Below are 14,410 nucleotides of genomic sequence, written 5' to 3' on the forward strand. Positions count from 1 at the left end.
CCTATGGGGATGTATAGCGTACATGCTATCTTAACGGAGTCTTAATTATGCAACCTAAGAAGACATGGTGAGTTTAACTACTGGTAAGTTGGGGTTAGACGAAGGATAAGACTCATTCTGTACACTTAACTGGAAAGTATAATGAATTAGCAGAAGGGATGTTGAAAATGAACTGGGAAGGTCATATGAAAACAGAGCAACAGACACATCAGATCGTTAAGCATAGAAAGGGCTGGAAGGTCCTTGCAATAACCCTTGGAGCTTGCGTGATATTGTCTGCTTGCGGCAATGGCAACGCGATTACTTCCGACCAGGCGGAGCAGCAGTCAGCCGAACAGGCGTCCAATCATGAAGCGAGCGAGAACACCAATCAGGAGCAGAACTCCACTTCAGAGGTGAGCGCAGTGGTTACACCGGACAATTTCATAGATACGTTGATGAACGGTTCAAAGGATGCAATCTATAGCCAGTTTTCCCCGGAATTGAAGGAAACGGTAACGCTTGAGCAGTTTAAAACGACCGCTGATCCTTTTCTGGAGGGTGTTGAATCGTGGGAGCAAGTGGTAGACGCCGAAATGAATCAATTAACCGAGGTTGCCTGGAAGGATCAGACAGGGACGAAAGGAATTCGCGCCTATTTTTCCGACGAAAATCTGATTGAGGGTCTGTCAATTCAACCGTTGGAAGCTCATGAAGACACAGATGACAAACTCACCAAAACCGAGTTCCAATTCCCGATGAAGGGGGAATGGTATGTATTCTGGGGAGGTCAAGATGTAATGTCGAATTATCATTATGAGCATGAAACCCAGCGCTATGCACTGGATATCGTTCGGACAAAAGAACAATCAAGTTATCATGGTGATGCTAAGGAAAATGAAAACTACCATGCTTTTGGTGAACCACTCTATGCTGCTGCGGATGGAACGGTCGTCGAAATCAAGAACGATATTCCGGACAATGTACCGGGTGTGATGAATCCGGAAGAGCCGGCGGGTAACTATGTAGTTATTGACCATGGCAACGGTGAATACAGCATCACAGCACATATCAAGAAAGGCAGTGTTTCGGTCAAAAAAGGAGATAAGCTCAAGCAGGGAGACCCTATCGGTGAGCTTGGCAATTCGGGTAACTCCAGTGAAGCCCATCTGCACTTCCAGGTATCGGACGGCCCCGATCTGTTCACATCTCGCTCGATGAACATTCGCTGGGCTGACCAGAGTCAGCAGTTAACTCGTGGCAACACCATTCAGGGACTTCCAGAGTAATTCTATATATAAGTTAAAGCATTTAATTTACACTTAACTACTACGCGGACAGAACCATCTTCCGATCGCTGTTATCCCCAGATTTTATTGATTCGCTTGTATAAAGGGGAAAATCCGGGGATAAAGGCGCACGCTGCGCTTCTTCTGATTAGTTCTGTCTTCTCCGTTGTCGTGTAAATATTTACTTAAAAATATAAAGATTTCTCTGTCAGAATGTTAGAGGTGACGAAAACTTCTCTTCTCCATTATAATATCCTCTATGATTATAGAACGATCTGAAATGATGGAGGAGTATAGATGAAGCTGGAAGATGTGCAGATTGAATATGCGCGCCTGGAGGACTTGCCGAGGATTGTAGAAATTTATAATTCCACCATTGAAAGCCGTATGGTAACAGCGGATTTGGAACCGGTGACAGTGGAGCAACGTGTTCCGTGGTTCGAGGACCATTCACCGGATCATCGTCCTCTTTGGGTGATGAAGCAGGCAGGTCATGTGGTAGCTTGGGCAAGTCTCAGCTCGTTCTATGGACGCCCTGCGTATAATGGAACGGTGGAAGTCAGTGTATACGTGGATCAGCAATGCCGCGGAATTGGGGCTGGTGGACGTTTGCTTGAAACGGTATTTGCGGCTTGTCCTGCACTTGGAATTACGACCATTCTCGGATTTGTCTTCGGGCATAATGAACCGAGTCTGGGATTGTTGCGCAAGCATGGTTTTGAACAGTGGGGATATTATCCCGAAGTGGCCGTGCTGGATGGTGTGAACAGAGATTTGGCTATACTAGGCAAAAAAATATAAGTGTCGTTCTAATTCCGTAACATAATTTATACGGAACATAAGAACACTGAAGATAACCTCCAACCTATTTTATAGGATTGGAGGTTTTTTTGTCGTACATATATTCTTCACTATGTGAAAGTGTAGCTAGTGCTTATACGCCAAGTTGATGCTTAATCTCTTGAATCTGTCCCAGATGACGTTCCTCATGATAACTTGCGAAGTCAATCCATTGGGTAAGATCCATCTCACCGAATACGGGATGAGGAAAGGACTTGCTGCGCAGCAGATCAGGATCGTGATCCAATGCAAAGTTATTTAACGCTTGGTGAGATTCGTCCAGATCGGTGCGTACGTCTTCGAGTGCTTCAGGCGCTGCTGGAGGCTGAAGATGGGGTGGTGCCTCGACGGAGCGGCTGCGGTCCAACGATAGTTCATATGGTTTTTTGTCCACAGACACCATCTGTTCCTTTTCGAGTGCAAGGCGGGCTTGCTTTCCAATTACATTTTCCATCAGATTCAGATGACGAAGTACTTGCATAATACTCCATTGTTTGGGTGAAGGCTTCCGGTTCAATTGTTCTTCTTCGAGCCCCGAGACGGCTTCCCAGATTTGGCTGCGTATATCGTCATTACGAGTAAACATCGTGTAATCCTCTCCTTAAATACGTTTTCTGTGATGAGGGTGTCTGTGTATGTTCATTACCCCAAATGTGGATGCTTATTCTATAAGCATAGGGGATGGAATAAGTGAATGCGAATCCAGGAAAGATTCGCCTTGTTAGATGTATTATGTACCCAATAAAAAAAGCCGTTCTCTCTGAACGGTTCATTTCAATCTATGCCAAGTCCAAAAAAAGATTGACGGGCAGACCCCGGCAAACTATAATCGGTACAAGTAACTTGATATGTAAGGAGTCCTGACATGATATGTTAGTAATCGACGAGGTTTATCACCACACAGCATTGCAAATATCATCGTCCGATTTATTGTACCTTATCGAACGGCTGAAGGTCAAAAAAGAAAATGAGATTCAAACGCTCAAGCAGAAGATCGAACAGTTCGAACAAAAGCGTCGAGCGGAAGAGGTCGCTTATCAATCGTTATCGACCGTGCGCAAATGGTTTGCGGGACGCCCTGCAACCCATCATCAGGCGGTGGAATATATGGTTCAGGTGAAGGAACGTTTTCGCAAGATGGAACAGATTCGCAGACGCATACGTGAATTGGATCAGATCGCAGAACGAATCAAGCATCCGGACAGCATTGAGCGGGACGAGATTGAGCTAGCGCCCGATACCATCCGTGAGCTCAGACAGCTTAGTGAAACGGAGGATGTACAAGCATGACTTTGGAAACGTTAAGCACCGGGGTCGATACGGTCTGGGTCGTACTGAGTGCAGCGATGATTTTATTGATGGAGGGTGGATTCGCCCTGCTCGAGGCTGGCTTTGTTCGTTATAAAAATAGTGTGAACATTATTATGAAGGTTTTTGCTGACATTACAATTGGAACGTTGCTGTTTTATGCCATCGGTTTTGGACTGATGTATGGTTCGGACGTTGGTGGTTTTGTGGGAGTAACGGGATTTTTCCTGAATGGGGATTTGTCTCATCTGGACGTACCGGTATCGCTGGAGACATTCTGGTTGTTCCAGGCTGCTTTTACGATTGCTGTTATCTCCATCGTTTCAGGAGCGGTAGCTGAGCGGATCAACTTCCGTGCCTATCTACTTTATATCATATTGATGACGGCGATCATCTATCCAATTGGTGGACACTGGGCATGGGGCGGCGGTTGGCTTAGTCAGCTGGGGATGCAGGACTTTGCCGGTTCGGCTGTCATCCATGCACTCGGCGGATTCTCGGCACTGGCTGCTGCAATTATCATTGGTCCGCGTAAAGGGAAATACACGCCTCTTGGCGTAAGTGCTATTGCACTTCCGAGCAATCTGCCACTAGCATCTGTGGGTGCATTTCTGTTATGGTTCGGCTGGTTTGGCTTCAATGCGGGTAGTACGCTCAGCGCCACGGATGTAAGAATTGGTCACATTGCGATTGTTACGATGTTATCCGCGGCTTCGGGTGGTGCAGTTACGTTGCTGTACACGTTATTCCGCTTCAATCGTTCAGATGCACCCTCGGTCATTAACGGTTCGCTTGCGGGACTGGTCGGAATTACGGCAGGCTGTGCTTTTGTTGGTGATGTAGCCGCGATATTCATTGGGGCGGTATCCGGCTTATTGATGATGGCTGCCACCAACTGGCTGGACCGTCGGCAGATTGATGATCCAGTTGGTGCTTTCCCGGTGCATGCCGTATCCGGAATGTGGGGCACGATTGCTGTAGGTCTGTTTGCCACGGATGGTGGATTATTCATGGGCGGCGGCTGGAGGCTGCTGGGTGTTCAGGCACTTGGCCTTACAGCCCTGGTTATCTGGGGGTTCGCCATGACCTGGATCGGGTTAAAGTTGATTGGCAAAATTGTGCCTGTACGATCGACAGAGGAAGAGGAAGATCTGGGTCTGGATATCAGCTATCATGGTGTGATGGCAGCTCATCAAGCCCATGAATTCCTGGACGGTGAGGAGCATATGCGTGCTTACCAGGAACAGTCCTCTGATCCAAATCGTTAAATGGAATATAGGATAAGGAAGTAGACTGACAAGCAATGTCAGTCTCTTTTTTTGCTAGAAGCAGGGAAAGACGTCCGGGCGGAAGAATATACAGGTGTGAACCTGAATATGTCTCAGCATAGGTGTATTGTCAAAAGGGGAGGATCTATATGATTAAGCCAGAACAATGTGAACGTCTGACCAGAAAAGCCCGTAAAACACTTGAGGAGTATGGTTTGGGAGTTGCTGCCGATCTGCTGTTGTCCTCAAGCCGCTGGGGAATTCGCCTCGATGTGTCCACACTGGACGAATATCGCAGGACAGGAAACTCACGTGTGGGTGGACATCCGGATTTGCCGAGTCACATGGAATGGCCCGTAACAAAAGAAGGCATTCCAATGACTTTCCTGGCCCAGTTAAACCTGGTGGATTTGTCGCCATATACGCCGAATGATGGGCGCGGGACTTTGCCTGAACGTGGAATGTTATACTTTTTCGTTGGCACGGACGAATCTGCTTGTCCCATTGAACATCGTGTAATTTTTGAGCCAAGTTCTCATAATCTGATAAGGCGAGAGCCAGAAGGGGATACCGCGCTGGATGGAGCACCGTTTGTTGCACATTCGGTGACTGTGCTGCCTAATCTTGAGTTTCCTACATATGCATATATTGACACCGCCGCACTGAACGAGCTCTCGCCATCTCTGCTTGAGACCGATGAGACCGAAGCGGAAGTAAGTCTGTATGACCGATACCTTGAATTCGAGTCGAGCTGGAATCATCCAAGTACGCTGAACTGGGGTGGTATGTTTGGATATCCTGATGGGCAGCATCCGGATGCCGAGCATCGGGCCTTATTACAGATCGCACTGGGGGAAGAATATGATTATAATGAGCAGGCGTGTGAAGATAAGCTGACCAAGCATTACGGCGGAGATGAGGATCGGACATGGCAGGAATTATCCGATACGCTGCTGCTGTTGAAGATAGATACACATGACGCCATAGGTTTTCAATGGTGGGATTGCGGGGAACTGCAATTTTTCATTCGCAAGTCTGACCTGGAGGCTGGACGGTTCGAACATACGTATTGTTCGTTATACTCAAGTTGAGCAAAGATTTGAACTCATATAAGCAACAAAATGTCCTGAATCCCGTCTATAAGAAGGAGGAAGGACTTTTTTGTTCGTAGATTGTTATATAAATTGAACTAAAGAATATTTACACTGCACACTCCGATGACAGAACAATCTTCCGATCGCTGTTATCCCCAGATTTTTTAAATTCTTTTTATAAAGGGGAAATCCGAGGTAGCGTATGCTTCCGATGTAGCTTTCTTGCAGAAAGCTTTTAGCTCCGCTTCTTCAGATCCTTTCTGTCCTCTCCGTTTTGTGTATATGTTTTGTTCAATTTATATAGATTTGGGGTATATATTAGGGAGGGATATCTTGGTTGATAACAGAACATATGTTCTGTATAATGGAGTAAAAAGGAAGTGGGCTGTTGATTCAATCTGCGTTCAAACATATTGACGTGGCTGTAACATCGTTGATAGATATATGTGATCAGCTGTCGGAAGAAGATTTGGCTTTGACTCCAATTGAAGGTAAACGGCCTATTGGAGAACTACTGGCTCATCTGTCTATGATCTGCCGAGCGGATGTGTATATTTCGGAAGGTGCATCGAAGGAAGAAATGGCTCAATTCTATGCTGAGAATCAGGTGTATTCGCTCCGTGAGATCAAGCAGGCTCTGATCGATAACCAGATGTATCTATACGAACGATACAGGCAGTTTAACACGGAAGAGTTACTGCATGTGACGAATTCATATTGGGGAGCATCCTATAGTCGGCTGGAGTGGTTGCTTGAGATTATGGGACATGTATACCATCACCGAGGACAACTGTATACGATGCTGACCCTGACAGGCAAAGAACCCGAATCAGTTCTTTTTAAATAGAAATGAGTAGAATACATACTAGCATGTTATAGGAAACATTACGGGTTAAAGTAAGAATAGACCGACGATACTGCACGTTATACGTGAAATAACGGAGGATTCGGGACGTGGAACAACACAATACATGGGATGCATCGATGAACAATACGTTGATTGACAGGTTAAAACAGATTCCTGAACTTGGTCAGGCTACGCAGATGGAACCAGTTATGAAGGGGTATTCAGCGGATGCCAAATTCAAAATGTTTGTCCCTGGCCAAGGCCATGTGTTGGTGAGGGTATATGATGTTGCTGAGGAATGGATGAAGCAAAAGGAATATCAATGCTTGAAGATCATGCAACAATTAGGTGTACTATGTCCAGCAACGTTCGGCACAGGTAGATTGGATGAGAAGAACGGTTATATGATTCTTAGCTACATTGAAGGCGAAGGTGCGTCCGAGAGACTGCCTCAATTGAATGAACAGCAGCAGTGGGCCGTTGGCTTGGAAGCAGGAGCACAGTTAAGGCTGATTCACCAGTTGCCGATGGAGGAACAGGTCGAATCATGGTACACACGCAAGAGCGCGAAGCATCAACGTTACATGGAGCGCTATAAACAGTGCCCTATCGTGATGAAAGAGGATCAGGCTATTCATACGTTTATCGCAGACCATCTCGATTGGATGAAAAATCGTCCAGATGGATTTCAGCATGATGATTTCCACCCGAGCAATCTTGTCGTTAAGCAGGATAAGCTCGCAGGAGTAATTGATTTTAATCGTTATGATCAAGGTGATCCCATTCATGAATTTTTGAAGCTGGGTTTGTTTGCTTCGGAGATCAGTATTCCATATTCCATAGGTCAGATTCAGGGTTACTTCGATGGCAAAGAACCGAATGAGTTATTCTGGAGATTGTATTCACTGTATACGGCTATGGCACTAGTGTCTTCTGTGGTATGGATTCAGCAGGTGAAGCCGGAAGAGACACATGAGATGATGACCAGGATCGAGCGTGTCCGTGAAGATCATGATGATTTTCGCAGTTTCATCCCTCGGTGGTATACTTTGAACAGATCATGAATTATGGAAGGGAAAGGAATAATGCCGTGGCACAGCCAGCAACCATTCTGCTTGTCGATGATGAGCAGGAGATTATTAAACTGATGGAAATTTATTTTGGCAACGAGGGTTATCGGATTCTCACCGCGAATGACGGGCTTGAAGCGCTAGAACAATTGAAAAGAGAGTCGATTGATCTCATTATTCTGGATGTCATGATGCCGAATATGGACGGAATAGAAGCTTGTATGAAAATTCGGGAAGAGCAGAAAATGCCAATTATTATGCTGTCCGCCAAAAGCATGGATATGGATAAAATCACAGGGCTAAGCATCGGTGCTGATGATTATGTAACCAAACCGTTTAACCCGCTTGAACTTGTCGCACGGGCGAAATCTCAGCTGCGCAGGTATCATACCTTCAATGAAGGTCGGGAGAACAAAGAGCACGAGTGGATTATTGATGATCTGGTCATTAATACCGATACACATGAAGTCTGGGTGGATGAGCAGCCGGTTCGTCTGACTCCGCGTGAATTTGCTGTTCTCGAATTACTGGCACGCCATCAGGGCTCAGTACTCAGTATGGAACAGATCTATCGTCAAGTCTGGAAAGAAGAATTCATGGAGTCGAACAATACCGTCATGGTGCATATTCGCAAGATTCGTGAGAAAATTGAACTCGACAGCAAACATCCCAAGTTCATTCAGACCGTATGGGGTGTTGGTTATAAAATGATCAAACCGCAATAAACATGTACATCCACAGGATGTCATGTGATATGAACACATTCAGGGAGTTCCGACTATGAATTCAAAGTTGATTAATACAGTCCGATGGAAATTTATCTATGCATTTTTGCTGAGCGGCATATTAACTGCAGTTATGTTGTACGGGGGCAGTCAAGTGGGGCAAACCATCTTGGAATCTCAGACGTATCCGAATTATTCCATTCCGGCCCAAGGGATCAGGTGGTTGGTGAATAATATCGGTTCGGTGCCTTTAATGATTGTGGTAGGTGTGCTTAGTTTTGTGCTGTTTTTTTTCCTGTTCTCTCGCAAGGTGATGCGGGTTCTGGACGAAATAACGGCAGGAATTCAGGAAGTTGCCAAAGGCGAGTTATCACATCGCATTGAAGTGAAGACCTCGGATGAATTCGGAGTGGTGGCTGCAAGCATTAATCAGATGGCTGAACAATTGCAGTTATCGCTTCAGGAAGAACGTAATGCAGTTGCTGCCAAAAATGATCTGATTACAGGGATATCACATGATCTTCGTACACCGCTCACTTCTATTCTGGGATTTCTGGAGTACATCGAGAAGGATCGCTACCAGGATGAGATTGAGATGCGCTATTACGTTAGCATTGCCTATGAGAAATCCCTGACTCTTCGTAAGCTGATCGATGACTTATTCGAATATACGCGTGTTAGTGGCGGGAGTCTTCCATTGTCTTTGCAGGCGTTGAACCTAAATTCGTTTCTGATGCAGTTGGCTGAAGAGTTTGCTCCCATGCTGGAGGATGCTGGGATGACCTACAATTTTGTTGGCGGGCAAGAGCCACTATGGATACAGGCTGCTCCGGGGGAGCTTGTAAGAGCGTATGAGAATCTGTTCAGCAATGCTATAAGATATGGTTCGCAAGGGAAACGAATGGAGATTGGAATGGCTCTTGAAGGTAAGGAGGCTGTAATCCGCATCAGTAATTATGGTGAATCGATTCCGGCACAAGATCTGCCCCATCTATTTGAACGATTCTATCGTGTGGATAAATCCCGCTCCCGTGAAACGGGAGGCACGGGTCTCGGCCTGGCGATTGCCAAATCGATGATTGAATTACATCGAGGAAGTATCGTTGCCTATAGTGAAAATGGCAGAACAGATTTTGTTACCCGATTCCCTGTCACGGCTCCTCCCCCAAGTAATTACTCAGAGGAATAATAATTAAGAATTTGGTAAGAAGTTAACTACTTCCTCATTAAGAAATATTCGGTATTCTACCTCTATTACCATATTGTTGTATAGAGGAGGATACCGAATATGAAGTCCCGATTCAGTACTGTAAGACTAAGATACATATACATTGGAGGAGCAAGCGCGTTACTGAGCGCAGCCCTCCTTTTTGTCGTCTATCACATGCTGCGATTTGCGCATAACCATGTCCTTCCTGATACAGCATGGATAACGCGTATGATGAACTGGGGAATCAACCATATCGGAACAAAGCCGTTCTTCATCTTCATTGGGGGAGCTTTGTTTGCGATCTTTTTCTGGATTCGATCCCAGAAGATTGCGGAAGATCTCAGTCAGCTTGCACGCGGAACAGCCGAACTTGCGTTGGGCCATAACCCTGGAAGAATTGATGTTCTCAGTGGTGGTGAACTAAGACAGATTGCTGCCAATCTGAATACGATTGCGTCTCTCCTGCATGAGGAAGGGCTGAACATACCAGAACGGAAACATGAGACAAGAGAGATAGAGGGGGCGTCTATATACAATGAGCAACACGATCTAAAGCAACATGTGGAAGAAGACAAGGAGAATGCTCAGACTAGTTCTGCACAGGTTGACTTACCGATAAAGCTTACCCTATACGGCGTCCGTTCCTCTCTGGATGAGATCATCCAAGGGCGCTGTCAGGACGAGGTAGAAGTTCAGCATTGGGTCAGGTTGGCGTATGAACAGACATTGCTGCTTCAACATGCTCTGGAGAGTACACAACGGGATGGACTGGAACGCGGAGTTTCAGATGAACAGGTACACAAGGAGCCTGAATGTTGAAGCACAGGGGCAAGAGATGGACGTATTACGTATTTGATGCAGCAGTGGTTGTAGTTGTGATGTTGGCGCTTTTCTATCTCTATCTGATTACTTATGGTGAAGGAGTGCTTCGCAATCGTCCAGAGGCTATGCAGGTGGCCGCTTCAACCATGATTACGAATGCAGAGGGAACCGAAATTTCGAGGTTGCTTACTCAGACCAAAGGGTATTCGGAATATGCTGAACTGCATGCCATGCCGGATTTATTAAAGATGGCTTTTTTGGTTACAGAAGATCGACGTTTCTACAACCATGATGGACTGGATTTCATCGGTCTCGGCAGGGCCATTGTGCAAGACATTATACATATGAATCTGAGTCAGGGAGGAAGCTCCATCACGCAGCAACTGGCAAGAAATCTGTACTTAAATGGGGATAAAACGTTGAATCGAAAGGTGAATGAGATGTCGATTGCGATGGCCCTTGAGAAGAAATACAGCAAGGATGAAATTCTGGAGATGTATCTGAATCAGATCTACATGGGACGCCAGCAGTATGGTGTAAAAGCGGCAGCCTGGCGGTATTTCGGTATGAAGGATCTGCATCAGTTGGAATTATGGCAGATGGCTACATTGGCCGGAATGCCCAAAGGTCCGTCTATATACAATCCAGTAGATCAGCCTGAACTTTCCAAACAAAGACGTGCCGTTATCCTTGGACTCATGCATGAACAGGGACTAATTACACGAAAGCAGATGCTTGAAGCTCGTAGCGTAGATTACACGCCGCCTGAAACCGTATTGAACACAACAACTTCATCGGGCTTGAGCGAGCCCGCATATGTGTCTGCCGTGGACGCTGTGATTCAGGAGGCTTCTCGACTCACAGGCAAAAGTGAAGCAGAAATTCAATCGGCAGGTTGGATTATTCAAACCGGGCTGGACCAACAGGCGCAACGGGCGATGGAAGAAACATTTGCAGACACGACCCGATTCCCCGATGATCGCCAAGACGAGCAGGTCCAGGCAAGTATGGTGATTATCGACCAGCATAACGGTGAAGTAAAAGCGATGATGGGTGGACGTAATCCCTTGAAAGGGGGCATCAACCGGGCGATTATGGATGCCAGGCAGCCAGGCTCTTCTTTCAAACCGATTATTGCTTACGGCCCTGCATTGGAGTTGGGGAAGTTCAAGCCAGAGAGCATACTGCCGGACAAACGCTTGAGTTATGGCAACTATCAGCCCAGCAATCTGGGTGGGCGTTACAGCGGTTCAATATCGATGTCCCAGGCCCTGCAAAAGTCCATCAATGCCCCAGCCGTATGGCTGCTTCATGAAACCGGACTGAAATACGCACATCAATTTGCGGCACGACTCGGTGTTGAACTGGGGCAAGAAGATCTGAACCTCTCGATTGCCTTGGGCGGAGTGCATCAGGGGGTGTCTCCAATGAAGATGGCGCAGGCCTATACCGTGTTTGCGAATAATGGCAAGTTGAACACAGCCCATCTGATACGCAAGATTACAGATTCCCGTGGACGAACAATCTATGCTCATAAGTCGGAAAATAAGCAGGTAATCTCGTCTAGCACGGCGAATGCCATGACCAGAATGCTGCAAAATGTAGTTAGTCAGGGAACAGGGAGTCGGGCACAGTTAGGTCAGCACAAGGTAGCAGGTAAAACGGGAACGACTCAGGTTGCATTACCAGGTGTGGGAAGGGAGGCCAATCGGGATCTGTGGTTTGTTGGCTACACGAGTAACTGGACTGCGGCGGTCTGGATGGGGTTTGATCATACGGATGCAGAACATTATATGAGGTCAGGAAGTGGTGCTGCAGCGGATTTGTTCGCAACGGTAATGAAACGCGCAATGCAATAGACATCAAGTGAGGGCGAGCATAGGCCACATGCTCTGTTCGTCCTCTAAAATATACAGAATCCAGATTGTAATATATAATATGTTCTCTTATCTAACGTAACGCGTAAACAGGAGGATGACATGGACCATAACTACAATAACTCGGATAAAGATGCGGATATGAACTCGCTGCAACCCAAAACCGGTATCAGACCGGAACGGCCGGGTATCTCCGGATTAGGTGGATGGCTTATTTTAATCCAGATCAGTCTTTGGCTTGCCCTGGTGTTTCTTATCTCGGATGTATCGCAGGTGAATGTCATCATGGACCCTGCCCGATGGGAAGTCGGCCGTGGTGTTGACCCGCAGATCTACACGGAGACGATTCGTCCCCTCCTATGGTTTGGTTTCATTAGCAGCACCATTCTATTGATGATCGTAATCGTGAATCTCATTCTTTTATATAGGCGGAAGAAACAGTTTCCACGCATGATGATGGTGATGTATCTGATGAATGTAATCATAAGCATCGTGACCTGGATTCTGATTGCGCGAAATGAAATCCCAAGAGAACAGCATGTGCTTGATGCAACTCCTGCTTTTCAGCTGATCGTACGATCTATTCTGACGTGCTGTATCTTCATCCCGTATTTCCTGAAGTCGGTGCGTGTGAAGAATACGTTTGTGAAGTAAAAAGGATGAATTGGAATAGTATACGGCAGGCCCGTTAGCATACAAGAGATCATCCTGTATACTAACGGGCCTTATGTGTGTTGAAACTATGAAAAGAATAATCATTTTGATGATGATTTTGTCCGCAGTGAGGCGGGAATTCGGCGTATCATCTGGTTCAACACCTCGGATAACACCAGGCCTACGGCAATAGCACCGGATAACATGAGTGCTTTGGCGGCCATCTCCATGGCGGCACTATAGTCATTTTGCACAAAACTCCGCATCGCATTATACGCCAGCCCACCAGGAACCAGAGGAATGATGCCTGCAACGCTAAAGATGATAACGGGTGCACGAAACATGCGAGAGAATACCTGACTGATGACCCCGACGGCTATGGTCGCTGCAAGGGTAGCAGGCACCGCATCCGCTGCATATTCAAGCACGATATAGATCATCCAGCCGATCATGCCGACAAATCCGCCGTGGAGCAGCATGCGCCGTGGTGCGTTGAAGATGATCCCAAACGCGGCTGATGCGACAAAACTGGTTAAGGCTTGTTCAATAAAATGGAGCATATCCTGCATTCCTCCGTCTTACATAAAAAGTGAAAATACAACTGCAATGCCGGTACCTATGGCAAAGGCGGTCAGAAATGCCTCGGCTCCCTTGGATAGTCCGGAGACGAGATGTCCGGCCATCAGGTCACGTACAGCATTGGTAATCAGCAGCCCCGGAACCAGCGGCATAACCGAACCAATAATAATTTTGTCCCGTTCATGGCCCACTCCCATATAGATCAGGAGAAACGCGAGTAAGCCAATAACGAAGGATGCTGTAAGCTCGGCAAAAAATTTGACCCGTACCAGCCGGTGAAAGGCAATAACGGCTGCATAACCTATGCCCCCGCAGATCAGCGCAGGAAGAAAGTCGCTCCAGCCTCCGCCAAACATAATGGTAAAACAACCACTGGATAACGCCGCGGCCGTAAGCTGTACAGCCGTTGAGTAGGAGGAAGGCTTGCCTTCGATCTGTACCAACAGTTCATGGGCTTCCTGCGCGGATAGCTCACCATGTCCAATACGGCGGGAGACCGCATTCACCTCGGATACCTTATCCAGATCCGTCGTACGCTCGGAAATACGAATCAGCTTGGCGGGTTCGGTTGCATCAACAGAGAAGAAGATGCCTGTAGGCACTACGTAACTGTGTGAATGGGGTAAACCGAGCGCTGCGGCCATACGTTTCATCGTATCTTCCACACGGTAGGTTTCACCACCACTTTGCAGCATGATTTTGCCTGCGAGCAGACAGATTGCAATTACGCGGGATTGTTCAGTAGGGTTGTTGCCAATCATACCCGTCTCGACTTGTGATACGGGTGATGAATCATGACGTATGTATTCCAACCGGATCAAGCTCCGTTTCATAAGTGATATGGGGTG

General features: G+C 46.7%; 15 protein-coding genes. 12 read left to right on the top strand and 3 right to left on the bottom strand.

From position 1 onward, the window contains the following. Positions 1 to 167 precede the first annotated feature (167 nt). Together MKZ12_RS07665 and MKZ12_RS07670 are read left to right on the top strand one after the other, a co-directional pair. The gene (locus tag MKZ12_RS07665; RefSeq protein WP_339259683.1) at positions 168 to 1,268 is read left to right on the top strand and encodes a M23 family metallopeptidase; all 1,101 of its coding nucleotides are present in this window, start codon (positions 168 to 170) and stop codon (positions 1,266 to 1,268) included. Between the two features lie 297 nt (positions 1,269 to 1,565). After that, on the top strand, positions 1,566 to 2,069 hold the full coding sequence (locus MKZ12_RS07670; RefSeq protein WP_339259684.1) for an N-acetyltransferase family protein: 504 nt from the start codon (positions 1,566 to 1,568) through the stop codon (positions 2,067 to 2,069). A 133-nt stretch (positions 2,070 to 2,202) separates the two neighbouring features. Here MKZ12_RS07670 and MKZ12_RS07675 read toward each other — a convergent pair whose 3' ends face one another. Next, a complete protein-coding gene (locus MKZ12_RS07675; RefSeq protein ID WP_339259686.1) occupies positions 2,203 to 2,694 on the bottom strand; it encodes a DinB family protein in 492 nt (163 codons plus the stop codon). 284 nt (positions 2,695 to 2,978) lie between these two features. Here MKZ12_RS07675 and MKZ12_RS07680 point away from each other — a divergent pair, with 284 nt between their 5' ends. The 10 genes from MKZ12_RS07680 to MKZ12_RS07725 all read left to right on the top strand — a co-directional run bounded on the left by MKZ12_RS07680 (position 2,979) and on the right by MKZ12_RS07725 (position 12,983). After that, the gene (locus tag MKZ12_RS07680; RefSeq protein ID WP_339259688.1) at positions 2,979 to 3,398 is read left to right on the top strand and encodes a hypothetical protein; all 420 of its coding nucleotides are present in this window, start codon (positions 2,979 to 2,981) and stop codon (positions 3,396 to 3,398) included. Then, on the top strand, positions 3,395 to 4,684 hold the full coding sequence (locus MKZ12_RS07685) for an ammonium transporter (RefSeq protein ID WP_339259690.1): 1,290 nt from the start codon (positions 3,395 to 3,397) through the stop codon (positions 4,682 to 4,684). The genes MKZ12_RS07680 and MKZ12_RS07685 overlap by 4 nt, the downstream gene beginning before the upstream one ends. A gap of 149 nt (positions 4,685 to 4,833) precedes the next feature. Continuing rightward, the gene (locus tag MKZ12_RS07690; RefSeq protein ID WP_339259692.1) at positions 4,834 to 5,775 is read left to right on the top strand and encodes a YwqG family protein; all 942 of its coding nucleotides are present in this window, start codon (positions 4,834 to 4,836) and stop codon (positions 5,773 to 5,775) included. Between the two features lie 391 nt (positions 5,776 to 6,166). Beyond that, complete coding sequence (locus MKZ12_RS07695) at positions 6,167 to 6,625, top strand: DinB family protein (protein ID WP_339259694.1); 459 nt, start codon at positions 6,167 to 6,169, stop codon at positions 6,623 to 6,625. A gap of 107 nt (positions 6,626 to 6,732) precedes the next feature. Continuing rightward, entirely contained in the window at positions 6,733 to 7,689 is a 957-nt protein-coding gene (locus MKZ12_RS07700) for an aminoglycoside phosphotransferase family protein (RefSeq protein ID WP_339259696.1), read from the top strand. Then, complete coding sequence (locus MKZ12_RS07705; protein WP_339261349.1) at positions 7,686 to 8,420, top strand: response regulator transcription factor; 735 nt, start codon at positions 7,686 to 7,688, stop codon at positions 8,418 to 8,420. Before MKZ12_RS07700 ends, MKZ12_RS07705 begins: the two co-directional genes overlap by 4 nt. Positions 8,421 to 8,475: 55 nt before the next feature. After that, the gene (locus MKZ12_RS07710; protein ID WP_339259697.1) at positions 8,476 to 9,609 is read left to right on the top strand and encodes an ATP-binding protein; all 1,134 of its coding nucleotides are present in this window, start codon (positions 8,476 to 8,478) and stop codon (positions 9,607 to 9,609) included. Positions 9,610 to 9,708: 99 nt separating this feature from the next. Further along, complete coding sequence (locus MKZ12_RS07715) at positions 9,709 to 10,449, top strand: hypothetical protein (protein WP_339259698.1); 741 nt, start codon at positions 9,709 to 9,711, stop codon at positions 10,447 to 10,449. Next, positions 10,443 to 12,311, top strand: a complete 1,869-nt coding sequence (locus MKZ12_RS07720) for a PBP1A family penicillin-binding protein (RefSeq protein ID WP_339259699.1) — start codon at positions 10,443 to 10,445, stop codon at positions 12,309 to 12,311. The genes MKZ12_RS07715 and MKZ12_RS07720 overlap by 7 nt, the downstream gene beginning before the upstream one ends. A 120-nt stretch (positions 12,312 to 12,431) precedes the next feature. Next, complete coding sequence (locus tag MKZ12_RS07725) at positions 12,432 to 12,983, top strand: DUF2569 domain-containing protein (protein ID WP_339259701.1); 552 nt, start codon at positions 12,432 to 12,434, stop codon at positions 12,981 to 12,983. 101 nt (positions 12,984 to 13,084) lie between these two features. Here the strand turns inward: MKZ12_RS07725 and MKZ12_RS07730 are convergent, their stop codons facing one another. Together MKZ12_RS07730 and MKZ12_RS07735 are read right to left on the bottom strand one after the other, a co-directional pair. Then, positions 13,085 to 13,543, bottom strand: a complete 459-nt coding sequence (locus tag MKZ12_RS07730; protein WP_339240493.1) for a threonine/serine exporter family protein — start codon at positions 13,541 to 13,543, stop codon at positions 13,085 to 13,087. An 18-nt stretch (positions 13,544 to 13,561) separates the two neighbouring features. Beyond that, on the bottom strand, positions 13,562 to 14,323 hold the full coding sequence (locus MKZ12_RS07735) for a threonine/serine exporter family protein (protein WP_339261350.1): 762 nt from the start codon (positions 14,321 to 14,323) through the stop codon (positions 13,562 to 13,564). Positions 14,324 to 14,410: the final 87 nt, after the last annotated feature.

This window comes from Paenibacillus sp. FSL R5-0713 (assembly GCF_037973325.1).
In the GTDB taxonomy this organism is placed as follows: Bacteria; Bacillota; Bacilli; order Paenibacillales; family Paenibacillaceae; genus Paenibacillus.

What these genes read in the sequence shown, in the direction of transcription:
- MKZ12_RS07710 (WP_339259697.1), top strand. Translation starts at nt 8,476, where the DNA reads ATGAATTCAAAGTTGATTAATACAGTCCGATGGAAATTTATCTATGCA.
- MKZ12_RS07680 (WP_339259688.1), top strand. Translation starts at nt 2,979, where the DNA reads ATGTTAGTAATCGACGAGGTTTATCACCACACAGCATTGCAAATATCA.
- MKZ12_RS07675 (WP_339259686.1), bottom strand. Translation starts at nt 2,694, where the DNA reads ATGTTTACTCGTAATGACGATATACGCAGCCAAATCTGGGAAGCCGTC.
- MKZ12_RS07725 (WP_339259701.1), top strand. Translation starts at nt 12,432, where the DNA reads ATGGACCATAACTACAATAACTCGGATAAAGATGCGGATATGAACTCG.
- MKZ12_RS07715 (WP_339259698.1), top strand. Translation starts at nt 9,709, where the DNA reads ATGAAGTCCCGATTCAGTACTGTAAGACTAAGATACATATACATTGGA.
- MKZ12_RS07665 (WP_339259683.1), top strand. Translation starts at nt 168, where the DNA reads ATGAACTGGGAAGGTCATATGAAAACAGAGCAACAGACACATCAGATC.
- MKZ12_RS07730 (WP_339240493.1), bottom strand. Translation starts at nt 13,543, where the DNA reads ATGCTCCATTTTATTGAACAAGCCTTAACCAGTTTTGTCGCATCAGCC.
- MKZ12_RS07690 (WP_339259692.1), top strand. Translation starts at nt 4,834, where the DNA reads ATGATTAAGCCAGAACAATGTGAACGTCTGACCAGAAAAGCCCGTAAA.
- MKZ12_RS07720 (WP_339259699.1), top strand. Translation starts at nt 10,443, where the DNA reads ATGTTGAAGCACAGGGGCAAGAGATGGACGTATTACGTATTTGATGCA.
- MKZ12_RS07685 (WP_339259690.1), top strand. Translation starts at nt 3,395, where the DNA reads ATGACTTTGGAAACGTTAAGCACCGGGGTCGATACGGTCTGGGTCGTA.
- MKZ12_RS07670 (WP_339259684.1), top strand. Translation starts at nt 1,566, where the DNA reads ATGAAGCTGGAAGATGTGCAGATTGAATATGCGCGCCTGGAGGACTTG.
- MKZ12_RS07735 (WP_339261350.1), bottom strand. Translation starts at nt 14,323, where the DNA reads ATGATTGGCAACAACCCTACTGAACAATCCCGCGTAATTGCAATCTGT.
- MKZ12_RS07705 (WP_339261349.1), top strand. Translation starts at nt 7,686, where the DNA reads ATGAATTATGGAAGGGAAAGGAATAATGCCGTGGCACAGCCAGCAACC.